At 52.1% G+C, this 20,767-nt stretch carries 20 protein-coding genes; 15 read left to right on the top strand and 5 right to left on the bottom strand.

Annotated elements, in window-relative coordinates; genetic code table 11:
- The first annotated feature begins 14 nt into the window (after positions 1-14).
- Positions 15-1,400: a replicative DNA helicase gene (locus P0D43_RS12190; RefSeq protein WP_159570960.1), complete on the top strand. Its 1,386-nt coding sequence runs from the start codon at positions 15-17 to the stop codon at positions 1,398-1,400.
- A gap of 62 nt (positions 1,401-1,462) precedes the next feature.
- Here the strand turns inward: P0D43_RS12190 and P0D43_RS12185 are convergent, their stop codons facing one another.
- The 4 genes from P0D43_RS12185 to P0D43_RS12170 form a co-directional block, all read right to left on the bottom strand.
- The gene (locus P0D43_RS12185; RefSeq protein WP_341237433.1) at positions 1,463-3,118 is read right to left on the bottom strand and encodes a PhoH family protein; all 1,656 of its coding nucleotides are present in this window, start codon (positions 3,116-3,118) and stop codon (positions 1,463-1,465) included.
- A gap of 67 nt (positions 3,119-3,185) precedes the next feature.
- Positions 3,186-3,656, bottom strand: coding sequence for a peroxiredoxin (locus tag P0D43_RS12180; protein ID WP_159570954.1), 471 nt, complete (start codon positions 3,654-3,656; stop codon positions 3,186-3,188).
- An 81-nt stretch (positions 3,657-3,737) separates the two neighbouring features.
- Complete coding sequence (locus P0D43_RS12175; RefSeq protein ID WP_236550878.1) at positions 3,738-4,091, bottom strand: SMR family transporter; 354 nt, start codon at positions 4,089-4,091, stop codon at positions 3,738-3,740.
- Between the two features lie 14 nt (positions 4,092-4,105).
- Entirely contained in the window at positions 4,106-4,483 is a 378-nt protein-coding gene (locus tag P0D43_RS12170; protein WP_394672536.1) for an Mth938-like domain-containing protein, read from the bottom strand.
- A gap of 117 nt (positions 4,484-4,600) precedes the next feature.
- Here P0D43_RS12170 and P0D43_RS12165 point away from each other — a divergent pair, with 117 nt between their 5' ends.
- The 10 genes from P0D43_RS12165 (at position 4,601) to P0D43_RS12120 (ending at position 15,067) form a co-directional block, all read left to right on the top strand.
- Positions 4,601-5,827 (top strand): pyridoxal phosphate-dependent aminotransferase, encoded by a 1,227-nt coding sequence (locus tag P0D43_RS12165; RefSeq protein ID WP_159570946.1) that lies wholly within the window; start codon positions 4,601-4,603, stop codon positions 5,825-5,827.
- Positions 5,828-5,834: 7 nt separating this feature from the next.
- Positions 5,835-7,148 (top strand): homoserine dehydrogenase, encoded by a 1,314-nt coding sequence (locus P0D43_RS12160; RefSeq protein ID WP_159570943.1) that lies wholly within the window; start codon positions 5,835-5,837, stop codon positions 7,146-7,148.
- A gap of 1 nt (position 7,149) precedes the next feature.
- Entirely contained in the window at positions 7,150-8,565 is a 1,416-nt protein-coding gene (thrC, locus tag P0D43_RS12155; RefSeq protein WP_394672535.1) for a threonine synthase, read from the top strand.
- Between the two features lie 124 nt (positions 8,566-8,689).
- The gene (locus tag P0D43_RS12150) at positions 8,690-10,102 is read left to right on the top strand and encodes a sigma-54-dependent transcriptional regulator (protein ID WP_394672534.1); all 1,413 of its coding nucleotides are present in this window, start codon (positions 8,690-8,692) and stop codon (positions 10,100-10,102) included.
- Positions 10,087-12,249: a cache domain-containing protein gene (locus P0D43_RS12145; RefSeq protein ID WP_394672533.1), complete on the top strand. Its 2,163-nt coding sequence runs from the start codon at positions 10,087-10,089 to the stop codon at positions 12,247-12,249. The genes P0D43_RS12150 and P0D43_RS12145 overlap by 16 nt, the downstream gene beginning before the upstream one ends.
- 1 nt (position 12,250) lies before the next feature.
- Positions 12,251-12,751 carry a molybdopterin-guanine dinucleotide biosynthesis protein B gene (mobB, locus tag P0D43_RS12140; protein WP_159570931.1) on the top strand — a complete coding sequence of 167 codons (501 nt, stop codon included), beginning with the start codon at positions 12,251-12,253 and terminating at the stop codon, positions 12,749-12,751.
- Complete coding sequence (glp, locus tag P0D43_RS12135; protein ID WP_394672532.1) at positions 12,744-13,964, top strand: gephyrin-like molybdotransferase Glp; 1,221 nt, start codon at positions 12,744-12,746, stop codon at positions 13,962-13,964. Before mobB ends, glp begins: the two co-directional genes overlap by 8 nt.
- Positions 13,961-14,218, top strand: coding sequence for a molybdopterin converting factor subunit 1 (gene moaD, locus P0D43_RS12130; RefSeq protein ID WP_159570925.1), 258 nt, complete (start codon positions 13,961-13,963; stop codon positions 14,216-14,218). The genes glp and moaD overlap by 4 nt, the downstream gene beginning before the upstream one ends.
- Position 14,219: 1 nt before the next feature.
- A complete protein-coding gene (gene moaE / locus P0D43_RS12125) occupies positions 14,220-14,687 on the top strand; it encodes a molybdopterin synthase catalytic subunit MoaE (protein WP_159570922.1) in 468 nt (155 codons plus the stop codon).
- Positions 14,684-15,067, top strand: coding sequence for a fluoride efflux transporter FluC (locus tag P0D43_RS12120; protein ID WP_394672531.1), 384 nt, complete (start codon positions 14,684-14,686; stop codon positions 15,065-15,067). The genes moaE and P0D43_RS12120 overlap by 4 nt, the downstream gene beginning before the upstream one ends.
- 16 nt (positions 15,068-15,083) lie before the next feature.
- On the opposite strand, the gene P0D43_RS12115 is transcribed toward P0D43_RS12120, so the two are convergent.
- Complete coding sequence (locus P0D43_RS12115) at positions 15,084-15,554, bottom strand: rhodanese-like domain-containing protein (RefSeq protein WP_159570919.1); 471 nt, start codon at positions 15,552-15,554, stop codon at positions 15,084-15,086.
- Positions 15,555-15,890: 336 nt separating this feature from the next.
- Between P0D43_RS12115 and glnA the strand changes: the two genes are divergently transcribed.
- The 4 genes from glnA to ntrC all read left to right on the top strand — a co-directional run bounded on the left by glnA (position 15,891) and on the right by ntrC (position 20,727).
- Positions 15,891-17,303: a type I glutamate--ammonia ligase gene (glnA, locus tag P0D43_RS12110; protein ID WP_394672530.1), complete on the top strand. Its 1,413-nt coding sequence runs from the start codon at positions 15,891-15,893 to the stop codon at positions 17,301-17,303.
- 177 nt (positions 17,304-17,480) lie between these two features.
- Positions 17,481-18,008, top strand: coding sequence for a DUF4124 domain-containing protein (locus P0D43_RS12105; protein WP_341237426.1), 528 nt, complete (start codon positions 17,481-17,483; stop codon positions 18,006-18,008).
- Between the two features lie 5 nt (positions 18,009-18,013).
- Entirely contained in the window at positions 18,014-19,120 is a 1,107-nt protein-coding gene (gene glnL / locus P0D43_RS12100; RefSeq protein WP_341237425.1) for a nitrogen regulation protein NR(II), read from the top strand.
- Positions 19,121-19,143: 23 nt separating this feature from the next.
- Positions 19,144-20,727 carry a nitrogen regulation protein NR(I) gene (gene ntrC, locus P0D43_RS12095; protein ID WP_341237424.1) on the top strand — a complete coding sequence of 528 codons (1,584 nt, stop codon included), beginning with the start codon at positions 19,144-19,146 and terminating at the stop codon, positions 20,725-20,727.
- The last annotated feature ends 40 nt before the right edge of the window (positions 20,728-20,767 follow it).

Here is a 20,767-nt window from a genome sequence, read left to right as displayed (position 1 = left end):
TCTATTGCGAAACTATGTCCGAGAATCGATTTACAGAACAAGAAATGACGGGCCTGCGTGTTCCGCCTCACTCGCTTGAATCAGAGCAATCGGTGGTGGGGGGCCTGCTGCTTGATAACCAGGCTTGGGATAAAATCGGCGACGTTATTCGTGCCGATGACTTCTACCGCTACGATCATCGCGTTATTTTCGAACACATCGCCAAGCTGATCGACGGTTCGAAACCTGCCGACGTCATCACCGTGTATGAATCATTGCAGTCCTCGGGCAAGGCCGAAGACGTAGGCGGTTTGGCTTACCTGAACACGCTGGCCACCAACACGCCGTCTGCGGCCAATATTCGCCGCTACGCGGAAATTGTGCGCGATCGGGCAGTGCTGCGGCGCTTGATCACCATTAGCGACGACATTGCCACCACGGCCTTGAATCCGCAAGGCAAAGACACCAAAACCATTCTGGACGAAGCTGAAAGCAAGATTTTTAAAATTGCAGAAGACGGCGCCCGTGGTGCAGGTGGCTTTCAAGACTTGCAACCAGTACTCAGCAAAGTGGTGGAGCGTATTGACGAGCTTTACCACCGCGACAGCACCAGTGACATTACCGGTATTTCTACCGGCTTCGTTGATCTGGATGGGAAAACCTCGGGGTTGCAGCCCGGTGATTTGATTATCGTGGCTGGTCGACCCTCAATGGGCAAGACAGCATTCAGCCTGAACATTGGCGAACACGTGGCCGTTGAAGAGGGGCATGCAGTGGCTGTGTTCTCCATGGAAATGGGCGCAACCCAATTGGCCATGCGTTTGCTGGGTTCTGTGGGGCGTTTGGACCAACACCGCTTGAGAACCGGGCGATTGACCGATGAAGACTGGCCGCGCCTGACTTATGCGGTCGAGAAAATGCAGAATGCGCAGCTGTTTATTGATGAAACGCCTGCCTTGTCTTCAATGGAAGTGCGTGCCCGTTGCCGCCGCTTGGCGCGCCAATGTGGCCAGCTCGGATTGGTGGTGATTGACTACATTCAATTGATGGGTGCGTCCTCGCCGGGAGAAAACCGGGCCACCGAAATTTCTGAAATTTCCCGTTCGTTGAAAGGTTTGGCGAAAGAATTGAACTGCCCTGTAATTGCACTTTCGCAGTTGAACCGTTCGCTGGAACAGCGACCAAATAAGCGCCCAGTGATGAGCGACCTGCGTGAATCGGGGGCGATTGAGCAAGATGCCGACGTGATTCTGTTCATTTACCGTGACGAGGTTTACAACCCGGATTCGCCCGACAAAGGCACCGCCGAGATTATCATCGGCAAGCAGCGTAACGGACCGATTGGTACGGTGCGGGTGACCTTCCTTGGTATGTACACCAAGTTTGAGAATTACGCAGGGATGCAGCCGGAAGGGGAATAAGCGGGGTATTGCTCGTGCTGCCTTGATGAGGGCATGCAATTGCTCACATGCCCATCAACGAATCAAAGGTTATCCGACGCAAAATCAGCCAGCCTTGAACGCTCGCCACGCTGTAGCGTAATGTGCCCCGCATGCGGCCAGCCCTTGAATCGATCCACCACATACGTCAGGCCGGAAGAGCCTTCAGTCAAATAAGGCGTGTCAATTTGCGCCAGGTTACCCAAACAAATCACCTTCGTACCAGGGCCTGCCCGGGTAATCAGGGTTTTCATTTGCTTGGGTGACAGGTTTTGCGCTTCATCAATAATCAAAAACTTGTTGATAAACGTGCGGCCCCGCATGAAGTTCATCGACTTGATTCGAATTTTGGTACGAATCAAATCGGTGGTGGCCGAGCGACCCCAATCACCACTGCTTGGGTCGGGCTTGTTCAGCACTTCCAGGTTGTCTTCAAATGCGCCCATCCAGGGAGCCATTTTTTCTTCTTCAGTACCTGGCAAGAAGCCGATGTCTTCACCCACGGGCACGGTGGCACGGGTCACGATAATTTCGGAGTACTGTTTGCTTTCAAGTACCTGCGACAAACCTGCAGCAAGAGCCAACAATGTTTTACCCGTACCGGCTTGACCCAGCAGCGTCACGAAATCGCATTCAGGGTTCATGAGCAAATTCAAAGCGAAGTTTTGTTCGCGATTGCGTGCGGTAATGCCCCAAACGCTGTTCTTGTTGTGGCTGAAATCGCGCAGTGTTTTCAGTACTGCGGTGCGGCCACTTACTTCGAGTACTTGGGCGATCAATGGAATGCCGGTTTCGCAATACACGAACTGGTTCACCATCATGTCTTTTACTGCAGGGCCGCTGATGCGGTAGAAGGTGCTGCCACCTTGCTGCCAACTTTCAATGCCTTTGCTGTTCTTTTCCCAAAAATCGGATGGCAATTCCATGATGCCGGAATATAGCAAATCACGGTCTTCCAGCACCTGATCATTGAAGTAGTCTTCGGCCAGCAAACCCAGGGCACGCGCCTTGATTCGCATATTGATGTCTTTGGACACCAATGCGACTTCGCGATCTGGGTGGTGTTTACTCAATGCAAATACCACACCCAAAATTTGATTGTCAGCCTTGCCCACTGGCAAGGTTTTGGGTAATTCGGCAGCCAATTCTGTGGTTTGAACAAGCAAACGCCCCATGGCATCCACATTGCCCAATCGGTTCAGCGCCACTCCTTTTTCGATGTCCTCGATGTTCTCCATCAAAGCATCTAGTGCGCGGCTAACCTGCCGGGCGTGACGTGCCACTTCCGACATGCCTTTCTTGTGGTTATCCAGTTCTTCAAGCGTAATCAATGGCAAGAACACATCATGTTCTTCAAACCGGAATAGTGATGTGGGGTCGTGCATCAACACGTTGGTGTCGAGCACAAAAATTTTCTTGCCAGTGTGGGTGACCTGTCGCTTGGTTTTCGTAATCGCAGTGCCCGCAGATTTTCGCGTTTTCCCAGAGGCAGCGGCTGGAATGTTTCGTGTGCGGTTTGTTTCCGGGGCTTTGGCCGTGACAGTGTTGTCGGCAGCCAGGGTCAGGGGCGCTTTGCCCGTTGCCTCGGTGTTGTCGGAAACGTCAATTTTCTTGGCCGGCTTCTTGGGTTTGGGCGCCGTGATTGGAGGAATTTCGTTCAGTGTGGTTGCGGGTTTGCTGGGTTCTTTGGGCAGAGGCATTGTCAACGATCTGAAGTAGGAAGCTCATAAATCGCGCGGGGTCGTCAATCCCGCGCCCGTGAGGATATTAGTCCCCAATTGTGTGTACAAAGTCAAGCACAGCTTGCGCATGGCCTGGCACCTTCAAGCCGCGCCATTCCTGCACAAGAACACCTTTCTTGTTGATTACAAAGGTACTTCTTTCCACGCCACGCACTTGTTTGCCGTACATGTTTTTCATTTTCATCACGTCGAAAATTGTGCACACTTTTTCGTCGGGATCAGAAATCAACTCAAATGGCATGTCCAGTTTGGCTTTGAAGTTTTCATGCGACTTCAGTGAGTCGCGAGAAACACCAAACACGAGGCAGTCTGCCTTCAAGAATTCGGGGTGTAGATCGCGAAAATTCTCGCCTTCGGTTGTGCAGCCGGGTGTGCTGTCTTTGGGGTAGAAATAAATGACCAGGTTTTTGCCAGCACAAGCTGACAGGGTAAAATCGGCGCCGCCTGTGCAAGCTGCTGAAAAATCAGGCACTTTGCTGTTGACTTCAAGAGACACGGTACTGCTCCCCACGGTGTTGTGATTGCATATTGATGGCTCAGTATAACCACAGCTTTTGGCAGCAAATTGCCGCAAGTGTCAGGAACGCGCCAAAAGCGCCACACCGAGTACGATCACCCCAATGGCCACCCAGCGCTGCAGGCTCACGGGTTCATTCAAAAAGTACTGTGCCGCAAAAGCGTTGATCACATAACCAATGGCCAGCATGGGGTAAGCCAGGGTTACGTCGACCCGTGACAGCGCCATCAGCCAAATGAGCAGCGAAAATCCATAACAGAATAGTCCCAGAATCATGGGCCACTGCAAGAACAAAGCAGACATGGCACCCAGGCTGAGCGCGCTGGAGACTTCGATCACCCCCACTTTATTGGTCGCCATTTTCAGAAGAAACTGGGCCAGCGCATTCAGTACCACGCCGGAAAGTACTAGCATTGCAGCGTAGCTTGTCATAGCAGAATCGCGGCAATTACTTGCCGGCCTTCACCAATTAAAATGTTGTAAGTGCGGCATGCGGCCTGTCTGTCCATGTATTCCACCGGGCAGCGTTTGTTGGCGAAAAACTTGCGTATGTCCATGCCCGGAAAAACCTGTTTGGGACCTGTGCCAATCAGCAGCACTTCCATGCTGTCGGGGCATTGGCTGTAAAGCCATTCGCAGTGTGCCAACGTTAGCGGGCCTGAACCCGTGTTCTCCCAGATACGGGGTGCGAAATCGGTGCCAAACACCACACTTTCAGTTTGAAGCCTGCCGCTGATCACGACACCTTCCTCGTCATACCGCTGAACGACGAATTGATTGTCGAGCGATTCAGGTTGAAATTTCATTCGAAAGATGCTCCAGGATGGGGCCAAAGCCTAGCAGGCAAGGGCCTAAACGGTTAAATTATAAGACTTTGCGCGAGCAAAAGAATAACAACCTTAACAATCTACACACAGGTCGACATGAAACCCATTCTCAAATCTGCCAAGCTGGCCAATGTTTGCTATGACATCCGCGGACCGGTGATGCAGCGAGCGCGGCAGCTGGAAGAGGAAGGGCACCGAATCCTGAAGCTCAACATTGGCAATCTGGCTCCTTTTGGGTTCGAAGCACCCGACGAAGTTCGGCAAGACGTGATCATGAATCTGGGCGATGCCTCGGGCTACAGCGACAGCAAAGGCCTGTTTGCAGCGCGCAAGTCCATCATGCATTACACCCAGCAAAAGAAAATCAAGGGTGTAACACTCGACGACATCATCGTTGGCAATGGTGTGTCTGAGTTGATCGTGATGAGCATGCAGGGGCTATTGAACAATGGTGATGAGGTGCTGGTACCTGCGCCGGATTACCCCCTGTGGACCGCTGCCGTCAGTATTTCTGGCGGTACGCCGCGCCACTACCTTTGCGATGAGCAAAGCGATTGGTACCCCGACACCAAACACCTTCGCAGCCTGATCAATGAAAAAACCAAGGCCATGGTCATTATCAACCCCAACAACCCGACGGGTGCTTTGTACCCCGAGGAAGTGTTGCAAGAGCTGATCCAGATTGCCCGTGAGCACCAGCTCATTATTTTTGCGGACGAAATTTACGACAAAATGCTGTACGACGGTGCCGAGCACACCTCGATTGCCTCGCTGGCCGACGACGTGTTGTTCATCACCATGAACGGTTTGTCCAAAAACTACCGCGCCTGTGGTTACAGGGCAGGCTGGATGGTGATTTCCGGCGACAAACGGCATGCCACCGATTACATCGACGGTTTGGGCATCATGGCGTCCATGCGCCTGTGTGCCAACGTGCCGGGCCAGTACGCCATTCAAACCTCGCTGGGCGGCTATCAAAGTATCAACGACCTGGTGGGTCCGGGTGGGCGTTTAACCCGTCAGCGCGATTTGGCCTACGATTTAATGACTTCCATTCCTGGCGTTACTTGTGTGAAGCCCAAGGCAGCGTTGTATCTGTTTCCGCGCCTGGACCCCAAAATTTACCCCATCAAGAACGATCAACGCTTTGTGCTTGAACTGTTAGAGGCTGAAAAGGTACTTGTGGTGCAGGGTACAGGCTTTAATTGGATCAATCCGGATCATTTCCGGGTGGTTTTCCTACCCAACACCGATGATTTGACGGACGCAGTTGGTAGAATTGCACGCTTCCTGGAAAGTTATCGAAAACAACACCTTGGCTGATTTAAAAATGAATAAACCTCTTCGAGTGGCCCTGCTGGGTTTGGGTACTGTCGGTTCTGGCACATTCAACGTGCTGAAAGACAATGCGAGTGAAATTGAACGCCGTGTGGGTTTTCCCATTCAGATCAAAGTCATCGCCGACCTGAATACCGAGAAAGCCCGTGAACTGGCTGGCCCCGGTGTTGAGGTATTGGGTGATGCATTCGAAGCGGTCAAGCGCGATGACATCGACGTGGTGGTTGAGCTGATCGGTGGTTACACCATCGCCAAGCAACTGGTGTTGGCCGCAATCGATGCAGGCAAACACGTAGTAACCGCCAACAAAGCCTTGCTGGCGGTGCATGGCGACGAAATATTTGCAGCAGCGGAGGCCAAACACGTGATGGTGGCTTTTGAAGCCGCGGTGGCCGGTGGTATCCCAGTGATCAAGTCGATCAAGGAAGGTTTGGCTGCCAACAAAATTGAGTACGTGGCCGGTATTATTAACGGCACTTGTAACTTTATCTTGTCAGAAATGCGGGACAAGGGCTTGCCGTTTACTGAAGTATTGGCCCAAGCCCAAGCCTTCGGATATGCCGAAGCAGACCCCACATTCGACATTGAAGGCGTGGACGCCGCCCACAAAATAAGCCTGTTGAGCTCGCTTGCTTTTGGTGTGCCCGTGCAGTTCGAAAAAGCCTACATTGAAGGCATTACCAAACTGACCAAGGAAGACATTCAGTTTGCTGAGCAACTGGGTTATCGTGTGAAATTGCTGGGCATTGCCAAGCGCACCGATCAAGGCGTTGAGCTGCGGGTGCACCCCACATTGATACCGGGCAAGCGCCTGATCGCCAATGTAGAAGGCGTGATGAATGCGGTGCTGGTGAAGTCCAACGCCGTGGGCCCAACCTTGTACTACGGCGCAGGTGCGGGCAGTTTGCCCACGGCATCAGCTGTGGTGGCTGACCTGATCGAAATTGCACGTGCAAGCCAGGGGCCATTGGCCAGCCGCGTGCCTGTGCTTGCGTTCCAAAAGTCGGGCATTCAGAATCTGGAAGTATTGCCCATGGAGAAGGTGGTTACGGCCTTTTACCTGCGCTTGGCGGTGGACGATCGCCCGGGTGTGCTGGCTGAAGTGACGCGCCTGTTGGCCGACAATCAAATTTCAATCGAGGCCATGATTCAGCGCCAAGCCACAAGTGAGAAAGAGACCGCTGAAATTGTGCTGTTGACTCACCGTTGTGTGGAAGGCGACGTCAACAAAGCGATTTCCAAAATTGAAGCCTTGGACAGCGTACATGGCCCATTGACTCGTATTCGCGTAGAGGACTTGAGCTGAAATGAAATACTTCAGCAGCCGAGGGGGAATGGACCCCCAAGATTTCTCGGAGATTTTGCTGGAAGGGCTGGCCCCTGACGGCGGCTTGGCCGTACCCGAGTTTTATCCGCAAGTGCCCCTGCATGTGCTGGAAAGCTGGAAAGACCTGAGCTATGGTGAATTGGCATTTGAGGTGTTGAAGCCCTATGCCACCGACATTCCCGAAGCCGATCTGAAAGCACTGACCACCAAAACCTACACCAAGGCGGTGTATGGCACCGAAGAAATTACGCCGATTCGTGAGCTGTTTGATGGCATGAAGGTGTTGGAGCTGTCCAACGGCCCCACCTTGGCCTTCAAAGACATGGCCATGCAGTTGTTGGGCAATTTGTTTGAGTACCAATTGGCCCGCACCAACCGCGAGTTGAATATTTTGGGTGCAACCAGTGGTGACACGGGTTCTGCAGCTGAATATGCCATGCGTGGCAAGAAAGGCGTGCGTGTTTTCATGCTGAGCCCGGCAGGTAAAATGAGCGCGTTTCAGCGCGCGCAAATGTACAGTCTTCAAGACCCCAATATTTTCAACATTGCTGTTGATGGCTTGTTCGATGATTGCCAAGACATCGTAAAGGCGGTCAGCGAAGACCTGGTCTTCAAAGCGCGTCAAAAAATCGGCACGGTGAATTCCATCAACTGGGGGCGTATTTCCGCCCAGGTGGTTTATTACTTCAACGCTTACCTGCGTACGGCTGAAAAAATCGGTGATCCGGTCAGTTTTGCCGTGCCTTCCGGTAATTTCGGAAACGTGTTGGCCGGTCACATTGCGCGCCAAATGGGTTTGCCCATTCGCAAACTAATTGTGGCCACCAATGAAAACAACGTGCTGGACGAATTTTTCAAAACCGGTGTGTATCGCCCGCGTAAATCTGCGGAAACCTACATTACCTCCAGCCCGTCGATGGACATTTCCAAAGCTTCGAATTTTGAGCGCTTTGTGTACGACCTGCTGGGCCGAGACCCCAAGGCATTGAAGGCTTTGTGGCAAGGTTTGGCGAAAAACGGTCACTTTGACCTGTCCCATGATTCGCGCTTCAAACACATCGAATCAGACTTCGGGTTTCAGTCGGGCTCATCCAGCCATCAAAATCGTCTGGATACCATCAAGGAAGTGTATGCCCGCACCGGTACTTTGATCGACACACACACTGCAGACGCAGTCAAGGTGGCTCGAGACCTGGTGGAGCCCGGTGTACCCATGGTGGTTTTGGAAACAGCGCTGGCGGTGAAATTTGCCGAAACCATTGAAGAAGCTACAGGCCAAACACCACCTGTACCGGCCCAGTTCCAGGGCATCGAGAAGTTGCCCCAGCGTGTAACTGAAATGCCAGTTTCAGTAGAACAGGTCAAAGCATTCATTACCGACAACACTGGGCTTTAAATCGTTCCAGTTCGGTATTTCAAACAATCGTTTGCCTGCAAGTAATAGGGTTTACCTAACTTGCAGGTACAAACGGAATCATGAACAATGGCAAAGTTAAGTAACACCTCGTGAAGCCACTGTTTTGACCTCTCAATCCAACACTGTTGACCTTCCCCAAGTTGCCGCAGGCCAAGGCATTGACGCCCAGCCCAGAAAGGGTTTGGCCGCATTGGCGGTGGATGACGAGCCCGGCATGCGCCACTTTCTGGAAAAAGCGCTGGAAACCCGTTTTGCCCGGGTAGACACGGCTGGTTCCGTTGAAATGGCGCAAGCACTGTTTGACGGCCATGACTACAGCACTGTGGTGCTCGATGTGAGCCTGCCGGGTAAAAGTGGCTTGTCTTGGTTGAATGAGTTGCGGCAAGGTGGTTATGAAGGCGATGTGATTTTAATCACAGGCTATGCCGACATGGACACTGCAATTGGTGCACTGCGGGCAGGGGCTCAGGATTTTCTGCAAAAACCGTTTCGAATTGATCAGCTTTGGTATGCGCTGGATCGCGCGGCTGATCAAAACCGCTTGAAGCGCGAAAATTATGTATTGAAACGGGCAGTTTCCAACCTGCAACAAAACGAGCAGGTAATGGTGGGTGAAAGCCCGATTGTGCGCCAGCTCCGAAAGCTGGTGGCCAAAGTGGCCCCCACAGATTCAACCGTGTTGCTCACAGGTGAGTCAGGCTCAGGCAAAGAAGTGTTGGCCCGTACGCTTCATGGCATGAGCCTGCGCAGCGAACGCCCGTTTGTGCCAATTAACTGTGGTGCCATTTCCCCTGAGCTGATTGAAAGCGAGTTGTTTGGTCATGCCAAAGGTGCTTTCACCGGTGCCAATGAATCGCATCAGGGTCTGCTCTATTACGCACAAGGTGGCACCCTGTTTCTCGATGAAATTGGCGAGTTGCCGCTCAGCATGCAAACCAAATTACTGCGTGTTCTCGAGGATCGGCGAATCCGGCCCGTGGGCAGTACCAAGGAAGTGGATGTGGATGTGCGCATTGTTGCTGCCACGAACGTGAATCTGGATGTCGAGGTTAAGCGAGGGCGCTTCAGGCAAGACTTGTACTACCGCTTGCAGGTGATGCCGATTGAAATGCCGCCCCTGAGAACCCGCCCGGAAGACATCGAACTGTTGGCCAATTACTTCATCAAGGTGTTTGCCAAAAAGCTGCGCATTGATCCATTGACAATCAGCCCCGACATGCTGGCCCGCTTGCAGGCCTATGAATGGCCAGGCAATGTGCGCGAGCTTCGCAACTTCATTGAACGTTCATTGATTTTAGGCTACTTCCCCAAAGAAGACTTGCCTTTGAATCTTGATCTGGATGAGCGAGAGCAAACCGAAGAAAACCCACAAAATGAATCACTTGAGCAGGTTGAAAAGGCCCACATTCTTCGTGTGTTGAATGCGTGCAGCGGAAATAAATCCGAGGCGGCGCGTCGCTTGGGCGTGTCCCGAAAAACACTTGAACGAAAGTGCATGGCGTGGAGCCAAGAATAGGTCAGCGGCCGTTTCCGCCACGCGGGCATTTCTGGCCCAGTCACTGGACTGTCAAAACCAAACTGGTTGTTACAGCCTGTATCCCTTTGCTGGTACTTATTCCAATTGTGGCCATGTTGGTGTGGTCGGCTGGGCAAGCTGCCTACACCAAAATCCTGATTTCAAAGGTACGCAGCGATCTGGTGCTGGCACAGCAAGAACTTGCCGATGTGCAAGAGAGTAAATCGCAAGCGTTAAAGGCCTGGTCCGAGAGCGCCTTTCTTCGAAATTTGTTGAGCCAGCGTGGTGGCAAGCTGAATAACAAAGACCTGCAAACGCAGGCAGAGCGACTCGGTTTTGCTTACCTTCGTTTGATCAGTCCAACTGGCATGGTTGTGAATTCGTTTCCGTCTCGCTTGCCCTACATGCTCGACCCCGAGGTTCAAAAGTCGGTGAAGTTTCGAGAGTCGGGCAGTTACACTGTGTTGCTCTCGAACAAAGAGCTGAAGGACATTTCTCCCGATCTAGCGTCGAGTGCCGTGCAAGCCATTATTCCCACATCCAACGCCAGTCCTTCACCCAAAAGTACCGAAGATCGAGGTTTGGTCGTTCAGGTTCTGCAACCCCTTTTCAACGACGGCAACATGCTGGGTTACCTGGAAGGTGGCTTGCTGTTGAACGGCAACCTGAGTTTGGTGGATGAGATCAATAACCTGATTTACTCGCCCAATACTTTGCTGGAAGGTTCGATCGGCACCACGACTATTTTTCTGGAAGACGTGCGTGTGGCCACCACGGTTCGTCGTGATGGGGAGTCGCGTGCCTTGGGTACCCGAGTTTCCGATGTGGTTCGGCAAAGTGTGTTGGGGCGCGGTGAAGTGTGGCTGGAACGCGCCTTTGTGGTGAACGACTGGTATGTGGCCGCTTACGCACCGTTGTTGAGCCCAGAGGGCGCACGGATCGGCATGTTTTATGTCGGCTTTCTGGAAGCACCTTACGCCAATATCAAAACCCAGTTGCTGATTTTGTTTTTGCTGGCGGTGGGCGCTGCCATGGTGTTGGGTGCCATGATGGTGGTGCGCTTGACTTCGGGTATTTTTTACCCGCTGCGCCGCATGAACTACATTATGAGTCTGCAGGAAAAGGGCGATACAGCAGCCCGTGTGGGTGATCTTCGCCGCGAGGATGAGTTTGCGGACCTAGCCAATCACTTTGATGCTTTGCTGGATCAACTGGATGCTCGCCGCAGCGAGTTGCTTGGCTTGAATGAGCAATTGGATGAGCGTGTGCGGCAACGAACGGCAGATTTGCAAGCGGCCAATCAAAAACTTCATCAGGCGGTGGAACAGTTGCTGGCCTCCGAGAAATTGGCGGCCTTGGGGCAATTGACTGCGGGTATTGCCCATGAATTCAATAACCCCTTGGCGATCATGATGGGGCATCTGGATTTGATTCGCATCACCTTGAACGATCCTGAAAGCGCAAAAACATTGCGTTTGCTCGATGAGCAAGTTCACCGCATGCGCAATATTGTTCAAAAGCTGCTGCAATTTTGCAGACCAGATGAATATGCTTCTTACACCGAAGAAGTCAGTGTCAATGAAATCATTCAGGACAGTATTTTGTTCGTTCGCAATGAAATTGACACGGCGCGTGCGCAATTGAAGTTTGATTTTTCTGCGCAGCAAACGGTGCAAATCAGCAAAACCGAATTGCAGCAGGTCATGGTGAATTTGTTGATCAATGCAACCCATGCATTGGAGGGGGCCTTTGATGCGCAGTTTGCCGCTTTGAATGAAGGGCCCACCATTTGCATAAAAACTGCCGATGTTCGTTTGAGCGATGGTCAGCAAGCAGTGCAAATTCTGGTACAAAACAACGGTGAAGCGATTCCCCCTGATCGCCTGCAACTCATTTTCAAAATGTTTTACACCAGCAAACAGGCTGGTCGGGGAACCGGTTTGGGTTTGCCAGTATCGCGGATGTTGGTGCAACGTTATGGTGGCGATTTGTTGGTCGCCAGCCCGGTGGTGCCTGAAGGTGAACCACAATTCGGTGCGTGTTTCGAAATCGTATTGCGTTGCAAGGCGCGTCCATCCGCGGATATTTTGAAGGAAACAGGTCAGCAGCTTTTGCTGATCGAGAAGCAACTGTCAGAAGGAAACTGAAGTGCCCAAGGTGTTTGGCTTTGCCGGTTTTTCCGGCGTGGGTAAAACCACATTGATTGAACAGCTCTTGCCCATTTTGATTGGCGAGGGCGTTCGGGTGTCTGTGATTAAACATGCCCATCACGATTTTGACATTGACCGACCGGGCAAGGACTCGTATCGGCACCGCGAGGCGGGCGCCTATGAAGTACTGATTACAGCCAACAAGCGTTGGGTGTTAATGCACGAGTTGCGCAATGAAACCGAGCCCACCCTGGAAGAGCAACTTGAAAAGCTGTCTCCTTGTGACTTGGTGATTGTTGAAGGTTTCAAAAGGGCAGATATTCCAAAAATTGAAATTTGGCGGGAGGCCAACGGCAAGCCAGTGTTGTATCCTCAGGATCAAAACATTGTGGCTGTGGCTTGCGACACTGAAATTGAATGCCGCGGCTTGCCGGTGCTCCCCTTGAATGACCCCGCTTCAATTGCGAAATTTATTCTGAAACGGTTTTTGAATGATTGATTTGAATGATTTGCTTGAGCAGGTGTGGCCGATTGCCGCCCAGCAAGCAATGCGTACTGAATCTGTGGAATTGAAGAATGCCTTGAGCCGTGTATTGGCCGAAGACGTTGTGTCCACGTTAAACGTACCGCAGCACGACAACAGTGGCATGGATGGGTACGCAGTTCGATGTGCCGATTTACAGCCGGGTCAACCGTTCAGGGTGTCTCAACGTGTGCCTGCCGGTTCTTCACCGCAACATTTGCAGCCAGGAACGGTGGCCCGAATATTCACCGGCGCACCAATTCCTCCGGGCGCAGATTCCGTGATCATGCAGGAAGACGCTGTGGTCAATGACGACGCCAGCGTCACGTTCAACGCCTTGTCAAAGCCAGGGCAATGGATACGCCGCGCGGGCGAAGACATTGCGAGCGGGCAGGTGGTGTTGTCCAAAGGCACCCGCCTGGATGCAATTCATGTGGGTTTACTGGCCTCGATTGGCGTGCCCGCTGTGACGGTCACCAAGCGCCTGAAAGTGGGTGTCATGGTCACTGGCAGCGAGCTTCAAAGCCCCGGAGAAGTTTTACAGCCCGGTCAAATTTACAACTCCAACGAGTATGTGTGGTGTGGTCTTCTTGAGTCGATGAATATGGAAGTGCGCTCGGTGGGCATTGTTCCTGATAATTTTGAGGCCACCTGCACTGCGCTACAGTCTTTGGCCGATTGCGATGCGGTGATCAGCTCGGGTGGGGTGTCGGTTGGCGAAGAAGATCATGTGAAACCCGCCATTGAAAAAGTGGGGCAGCTGCGTTCATGGAAAGTGGCGATGAAGCCCGGCAAGCCCATTGCATTTGGTCACATCAATCGACCAGGTGGTGGGCAAAGCTGGTTTTTCGGGTTGCCTGGTAATCCAGTCTCGAGCGCAGTCGCTTTTCAGTTGATTGTGAAACCCTTTCTGGGCCTGCTGGAAGGCCAAGCCCGAAATGAGGTGGACTGGCGTTCGCGCATGCGAAAAGTAAAAGCGGATTTTGCCTGGAGCAAGCCCGATTCTCGCCGTGAAGAGTTTTTGCGGGTCGATGTACAATCTGACAAAGCGGGTTTGTTTGCGAATCAAAGCTCGGGCGTGTTGACTTCGCTGGCCAGCTCCAGCGGTTTGATCAGATTGGCAAAAGGGCAGCAAGTTGAGCCGGGCGGCTGGGTTGATTACGTGTCGTATCAGGATTTGATGAAATGAAAGTAAAAGTGCGGTTTTTTGCGAGCCTGAAAGAATATGTTGGGCGCGACGGTCTGGAGATCAACGCGATATTTTCACCTGCAACCGTGGCAGGTTTGCGTGCCTATTTGTGTGCCGAGTATCCAGATTTCGCCAGGGCCATTTCAGAAGTGGGGCGTGTGCGTGCTGCTGTAAACCAGGACATGGCCGATGATGAAACCCCCGTGGCTGAGCACGCAGAGGTCGCCTTTTTCCCGCCGGTTACAGGGGGTTGAAATGAAGCGCTCCAAGGTCTTGGTTCAAGAGGCAGATTTTGATGTGGCCGAGGAAATTCGCTGGCTTCGGCAAGGTTTGCCCGAAATTGGTGCAGTGGCAAGCTTTATTGGCACCGTGCGCGACATCAACGACAACAGCAAAGTTCAGGCAATGACCCTTGAGCATTACCCGGGCATGACGGAAAAGGCACTTGAAAACATTTTGAAGGTGGCTGATGCACGGTTCGAAATTACATCAGCCATGATTATTCACCGAGTAGGGCCACTGTATCCTGAGGATCAGATCGTGTTTGCCGCAGCCACCAGCGAACACCGGCAGCAGGCTTTTTTGGCCTGTGAGTTCATCATGGATTACCTGAAAACAGAAGCGCCCTTCTGGAAAAAGGAAGACACGCCTGACGGTGCGCGTTGGGTGTCCGCACGCGACAGCGACGATTCCGCCAAAACACGTTGGGAGCAGGCTCAGTGAGTGCGCTGAACGCCTTGGCAGTGTTTGTGGGCGCAGGCTTGGGTGGAGTAGGGCGTTATGGCCTGGGGTTGGTATTGATCCAACCCGCCTGGTTACCTTTTCAAATCGGGACCTTGGCGGCCAACCTGGCGGGCGGCTTTGTCGCCGGTATTTTGTTCTCGGTTTTGGGACCCGTGTGGCTAAAAGCCAACCCTGTGGGTTTGTTTCTCATGACTGGGGTATTGGGTGGGTTGACCACTTTCTCTGCTTTCACAGCCGAAGGCGCTAATTTGTTGCTCGACAAGCCTGTACTGGCCTTGGGGCATGCCGCAGTGCATGTGATGGGCTGTTTGGCAGCGTTTTTTGTGGCTGGCAGGTTGTTTGGCCTTTTCGGGCAATAATGCCCATATTGCGGCGTTAATGTTGCTCCCAGGGCAGCCCATGAAAACGCCATCCATTTGTACTCGAACGCTGGTGAAAGTCGTTCTTGTCACCCTCAAATCCTTCCAGAACATTGATTGCAAATTCAAAACCATGCTTGGCAGCCAATGTGGCGGCATGGTGTGAGCGAGCACCGCTTCTGCAAATAAAAAGTACCGGTTGATGCTTTTCAACCCGCGCTTCAATTTGAGCAATAAAGTCTGGGTTGCGTATTCCGTCGGGATAATTGTTCCACTCCACGTGAAATGAGCGGTCCTCTGAAAAACTCACTTGCCCAACCCAATCCAGTTCTGCGTCTGTTCGCACATCAATCAGCACGGCATTTTCATCGGTATTGAGTAACGCCCAGGCTTCTTGGGGGGTGAGCGCGCCCAAATAGCCCAGCCCCTTTTCAGACGCGTACTGTTTGGCCAGGTCAATCAATTGTTGTGAGGTGGATGGTGGCATCAAGATGTTGTTCGCAAATGGCATTATCAATGAGTGTATTGTAATACAAGCATGCGATCGATTAGACAAAATACTAATTTGCACCGTTGTGGTGCGTTTTGCACTGTAATGGTGCAAATCAGATTGGATGGATTCAAAGTGACCTGCGTGAAGCCTTGATTTGGTGTTGCCTGCGACTTGGTATGAACTTTGCTTTACCCCTCCACGTTGAAGATTGAATTCGTGCTGAGCGTCATATATAGCTGTATCGAACGTGCTATTGTTTCGCTTAAATCAAAGAGTTCAACCCAGAATTTTTTTAGATCACTATCCACCTCACGTACCAGGAGATTTTCAATGGCGACCGCCCAAGATGTAATGAAGATGGTTGCGGAAAACGAAGTGAAGTTTATTGACTTCCGCTTCACCGACACCAAAGGCAAAGAACAGCACGTGTCTGTGCCAGTTAAGATGTTTGACGAAGACAAGTTCGAGTCTGGCCATGCATTCGATGGCTCTTCCATCGCTGGCTGGAAAGGCATTGAAGCCTCTGACATGCTATTGGTGCCCGATGCTGACACTGCTCGCATGGACCCGTTCCGCGAAGAGCCCACACTGATTTTGACTTGCGATGTAATCGAGCCAACCGATGGCAAGGGTTACGACCGCGACCCACGCTCCATCGCGCGCCGTGCTGAAGCTTATCTGAAGTCCTCTGGCCTGGGCGACACGGCCTACTTCGGTCCAGAACCCGAATTCTTTATTTTCGACAGCATCACCTGGGGTGATGAAATGTCTGGCTGTTTCTTCAAGATCAAATCAGAAGAAGCTGCATGGTCTACCAGCATCGATTACGAGCACGGTAACCTGGGTCATCGCCCAACAGTAAAGGGCGGTTATTTCCCTGTGTCCCCAACCGATTCTTTCCAGGACATTCGTTCGGAAATGTGTCTGTTGCTGGAACAGCAAGGCGTACCCGTTGAAGTGCACCACCACGAAGTGGCTGGCGCAGGCCAGAACGAAATCGGCACCATGTTCTCCACGCTGACCAAGCGCGCTGACTGGACTCAAATTTTGAAGTACACCGTATGGAACGTGGCCGCCAGCTATGGCAAAACAGCCACATTCATGCCCAAGCCAATGTGGGGCGACAACGGTTCCGGTATGCACGTTCACCAGTCGATCTGGAAAGACGGCGTGAACCTGTTTGCTGGTAACGGTTACGCAGGTTTGTCTGATTTCGCCCTGTACTTCATCGGCGGTATCATCAAGCACGCCCGTGCCCTGAACGCGTTCACCAACCCATCTACAAACTCGTACAAGCGTTTGGTGCCTCATTACGAAGCGCCGGTAAAACTGGCTTACTCTGCCAAGAACCGTTCTGCTTCTATCCGCATTCCACACGTGTCCAACCCCAAGGGTCGCCGCATTGAAGCGCGCTTCCCGGATCCAATGGCCAACCCATACCTGGCGTTTTCTGCCTTGTTGATGGCTGGTCTGGACGGCATTCAGAACAAGATTCACCCCGGTGAAGCCTCAACCAAAAACCTGTATGACTTGCCTCCAGAAGAAGACGCATTGGTACCAACCGTGTGTTCCAGCCTGGAACAGGCATTGGAAGCCCTGCAGGCTGACCACGAGTTCCTGACTCGTGGTGGCGTGTTCAGCAAGGAAATGATTGATTCATACATTGCCTTGAAAATGGAAGAAGTTCAGCGCTTGCGCATGAGCCCACACCCAGCTGAATACGACATGTACTACGGCCTGTAATTCAGACTGTACGCATTAGTCCGATGTGAAAATGGCCCTGCAAAGGGCCATTTTTGTTTTGAACAGTTTGTAAAGGTCTTCCCCCGTCTGGTATCAGCACTCGCCTTCAATGGGGAGGGGCTTCCGAAGGGGATCGAGTATCATGAAAGTCGTCCGGAATTTTTTAGAGATGCAACCATGGTGAAGTCGAGCGTCATCCAACATTTATTTTTTGCCTTGGTGCTGGGGGTTTTTGTTGTACCCAAGGCGCAAGCCAAAGGCACCGAAATGTTTGTGTGTACAGGCGCAGACGGTGTTCGAACCTATCAAAACTCGGATGGTGGTGCCGGCTGTGTGCCTTTGAACCTGAATCCGATTACTGTGGTGCCTTCTCCCCGTTCAGCCTCAAAAAGCAACGGAATGTCCGGGCCCTCCTCCACCGGTGGTTCTGGAAGGCGAGCCACGGCTGCTTACGACAACCGTTCAGCCTCTGATTTCAATGCGAAAGACGATCGAATGAAAATTATGCAAGAAGAGTTGCGCATTGAAGAAAGCAAGTTGAAGTCTTTGCAAGACGAATACAAAAACGGCCAGCCTGATCGCTTGGGCAGTGAGAAAAATTACCAAAAATATTTGGACCGTGTTTCACGACTTGAGCAGGAAATCATGGTGACCAATGACAATATTGAAATTCTTAAAACAGAATTGATCCGTCTTTCAAAATAGCTGTTTTGAATGCCGCCGGGTCACCCGAGGACGAAGTGAAAAAAGAACGGTTTCAAGGCCTTGAATTGTTGGCCACTGCGGTGGTGGTAAGTAACCCGGAAGGCGTGGTGTTGTACGCCAATCTGTCTGCCGAAACTTTGCTTGAAGTGTCACGGCGAAGCCTGGATGGGCAGTCACTGGCCGCGTGGTTCGTCGAGGCCAATGCGTTTCGGGAGTTTCTCAACAAATCCCTGATAGATCCCTTTGGTGTCAAGCGGCAGGTGTTTGAACTGATTCGTCCAAGCGGTACCTCAGAGCATGTGCACGTGACTCTTTCATGTCCCGATGGTGCCAACGGCGTCACCGTTATCGAGCTGCGTGAAATTGAACAGCAGCTCAAAGTAGATCGCGAAGCCAGAATGATGGACCAGTCGCTTGCGAACAAAGAGCTGATTCGCAACCTGGCCCATGAAATCAAGAATCCTTTGGGAGGTATTCGCGGCGCTGCGCAGTTGCTTGAAATTGAGCTGCCTTCACCCGAGCTAAAAGAGTACACGCAGGTGGTGATCAAGGAATCAGATCGCCTGCAAACCCTGGTTGATCGTCTGCTGGCCCCGCACCGCAAACCTCACATTGTCTCGATGATGAATATTCACGAGGTGTGCGAGCGTGTCCGTTCTGTGATTTTGGCTGAGCATCCAAAAGGTTTGAAATTCGTTCGTGACTACGACATTTCCATCCCCGAGTTTTTGGGCGACCTGGAGCAGCTTATTCAGGCAATCCTGAATATAGTGCGCAATGCTGCACAAGCTTTGGCACCTCAAATCGCAGAAAGCACCGCACAAATAACTCTATGCACCAGAGTGGTGCGTAGGGTAACCTTAAACCGCAAACAACACAGGCTGGCATTAGACTTGCAAGTGATCGACAACGGACCCGGTATACCTGCCGAAATCATGGAAAGAATTTTTTTCCCGCTGGTTTCCGGGCGTGAGGGCGGCAGTGGTTTGGGCTTAACGTTGGCTCAAACATTCGTGCAACAACACGAAGGCATTATTGAATGCAGCTCCACACCGGGAAGAACACTTTTTAAAGTCACATTGCCGCTTCAGTTTGATCACGCTACCAGCTGAGCGGTTTGAAGGAACCACAATTAATGCGTCCAATTTGGGTTGTTGATGATGACCACTCCATTCGATGGGTGTTGCAAAAAGCAATTTCCCGCGAAGGGATTCCTTGCGAAATTTTTTCGTCCGCAGCCGAGGTTTTAGAACGACTGGAAACTGAAGTACCACAGGTATTGGTCTCAGATATTCGCATGCCAGGGCAAAGCGGGCTTACGCTACTGTCCAAGGTTCGCGAGCTTCAGCCTGATTTGCCGGTCATCATCATGACGGCTTATTCTGATTTGGACAGTGCGGTGTCTGCCTTTCAGGGCGGCGCATTTGAATACCTTCCCAAGCCATTCGACATAGAAAAAGCGGTTGAATTGATTCTGCGCGCAGTGCGCGAATCGCAAACTGAAGAGTTTGTTGAAGAAGCTGATACGGCAGCCCCTGAAATATTGGGTCAGGCGCCCGCCATGCAAGACGTTTTTCGCGCCATCGGCCGTTTGTCGCAGTCCAATGTCACCGTATTGATTACGGGCGAGAGCGGCGCAGGCAAGGAATTGGTGGCCCGTGCATTGCACCGCCACAGCCCGCGCGCAGCTAAGCCGTTTATTGCCTTGAATACGGCAGCCATTCCCAAAGACTTGCTTGAATCGGAATTGTTTGGTCACGAGCGTGGTTCCTTCACGGGTGCGCAGGCTCAACGGCAGGGCAGGTTTGAGCAGGCCGAGGGCGGTACGCTGTTTCTGGATGAAATTGGCGACATGCCCGCTGAACTGCAAACCCGTTTGCTACGGGTGTTGTCTGACGGACATTTTTACCGTGTGGGCGGCCAGCAACCGATCAAAGCCAATGTGCGGGTGATTGCAGCCACACACCAGAATCTGGATGAACGTGTGAAGCTTGGCATGTTCCGCGAGGATTTATATCACCGTTTGAATGTGATTCGTCTCCGATTGCCTCCGCTGCGCGAGCGGCAGGAAGACATTCCCATTCTCGCTAAACACTTTCTCAATGTGTCGGCACGTGAACTGGGTACTGAAACCAAACGCCTGTCCGATTCAGCCATTCGAATCATCGGTGAATTCCCGTTTCCGGGCAATGTGCGCCAACTGGAAAACGTGTGCCGCTGGATCACTGTAATGGCACCTGCCCAATTGGTCGAGGCGCGTGATTTGCCTCCTGAGCTCAATGCCTTCCAGAACGAAGGTGCTAAAGCGCCGGATAAAATGGCGGAGAACTCCTCTACAAGCCCCAGTTTTTGGCGTGCCGAAGGCAGTCCTGTCTTGCCTGCAACAGATGCGCAGGCGTTGCCGCTGAACTTGGGCATGTCTGCTGGCAAGTATCCTGTTGATTCTGGCGTGGTGGATTCCTTTTCGAATTCACCTGTGCCGGTTGGCAGTGTCAGTTGGCTTGAATTGCTGTTCGTCGAGGCTGAAAAGGCATTGGAAAGCGGCCAACCTGATGTGATGGATGCCTTAACTGCCCAGTTTGAAACCATCATGATTCAAGCTGCTTTGAAGGCAACACACGGCAAACGAATTGAAGCCGCTCAGCGTTTGGGAATAGGGCGCAACACCATTACCCGTAAAATTCAGGATCTGAACATTGATGTAAAAGACATCGATTGATTGGTTCAGCCCCACCAACAAAAAAGCCTCTGCATGCAGA

The sequence above is a fragment of the Limnobacter sp. genome, from assembly GCF_043511195.1.
Lineage (GTDB): Bacteria > Pseudomonadota > Gammaproteobacteria > Burkholderiales > Burkholderiaceae_B > Limnobacter.
The sequence above is the reverse complement of the archived record's forward strand: the minus strand, read 5'-3'. Positions and strand labels throughout refer to the sequence as shown.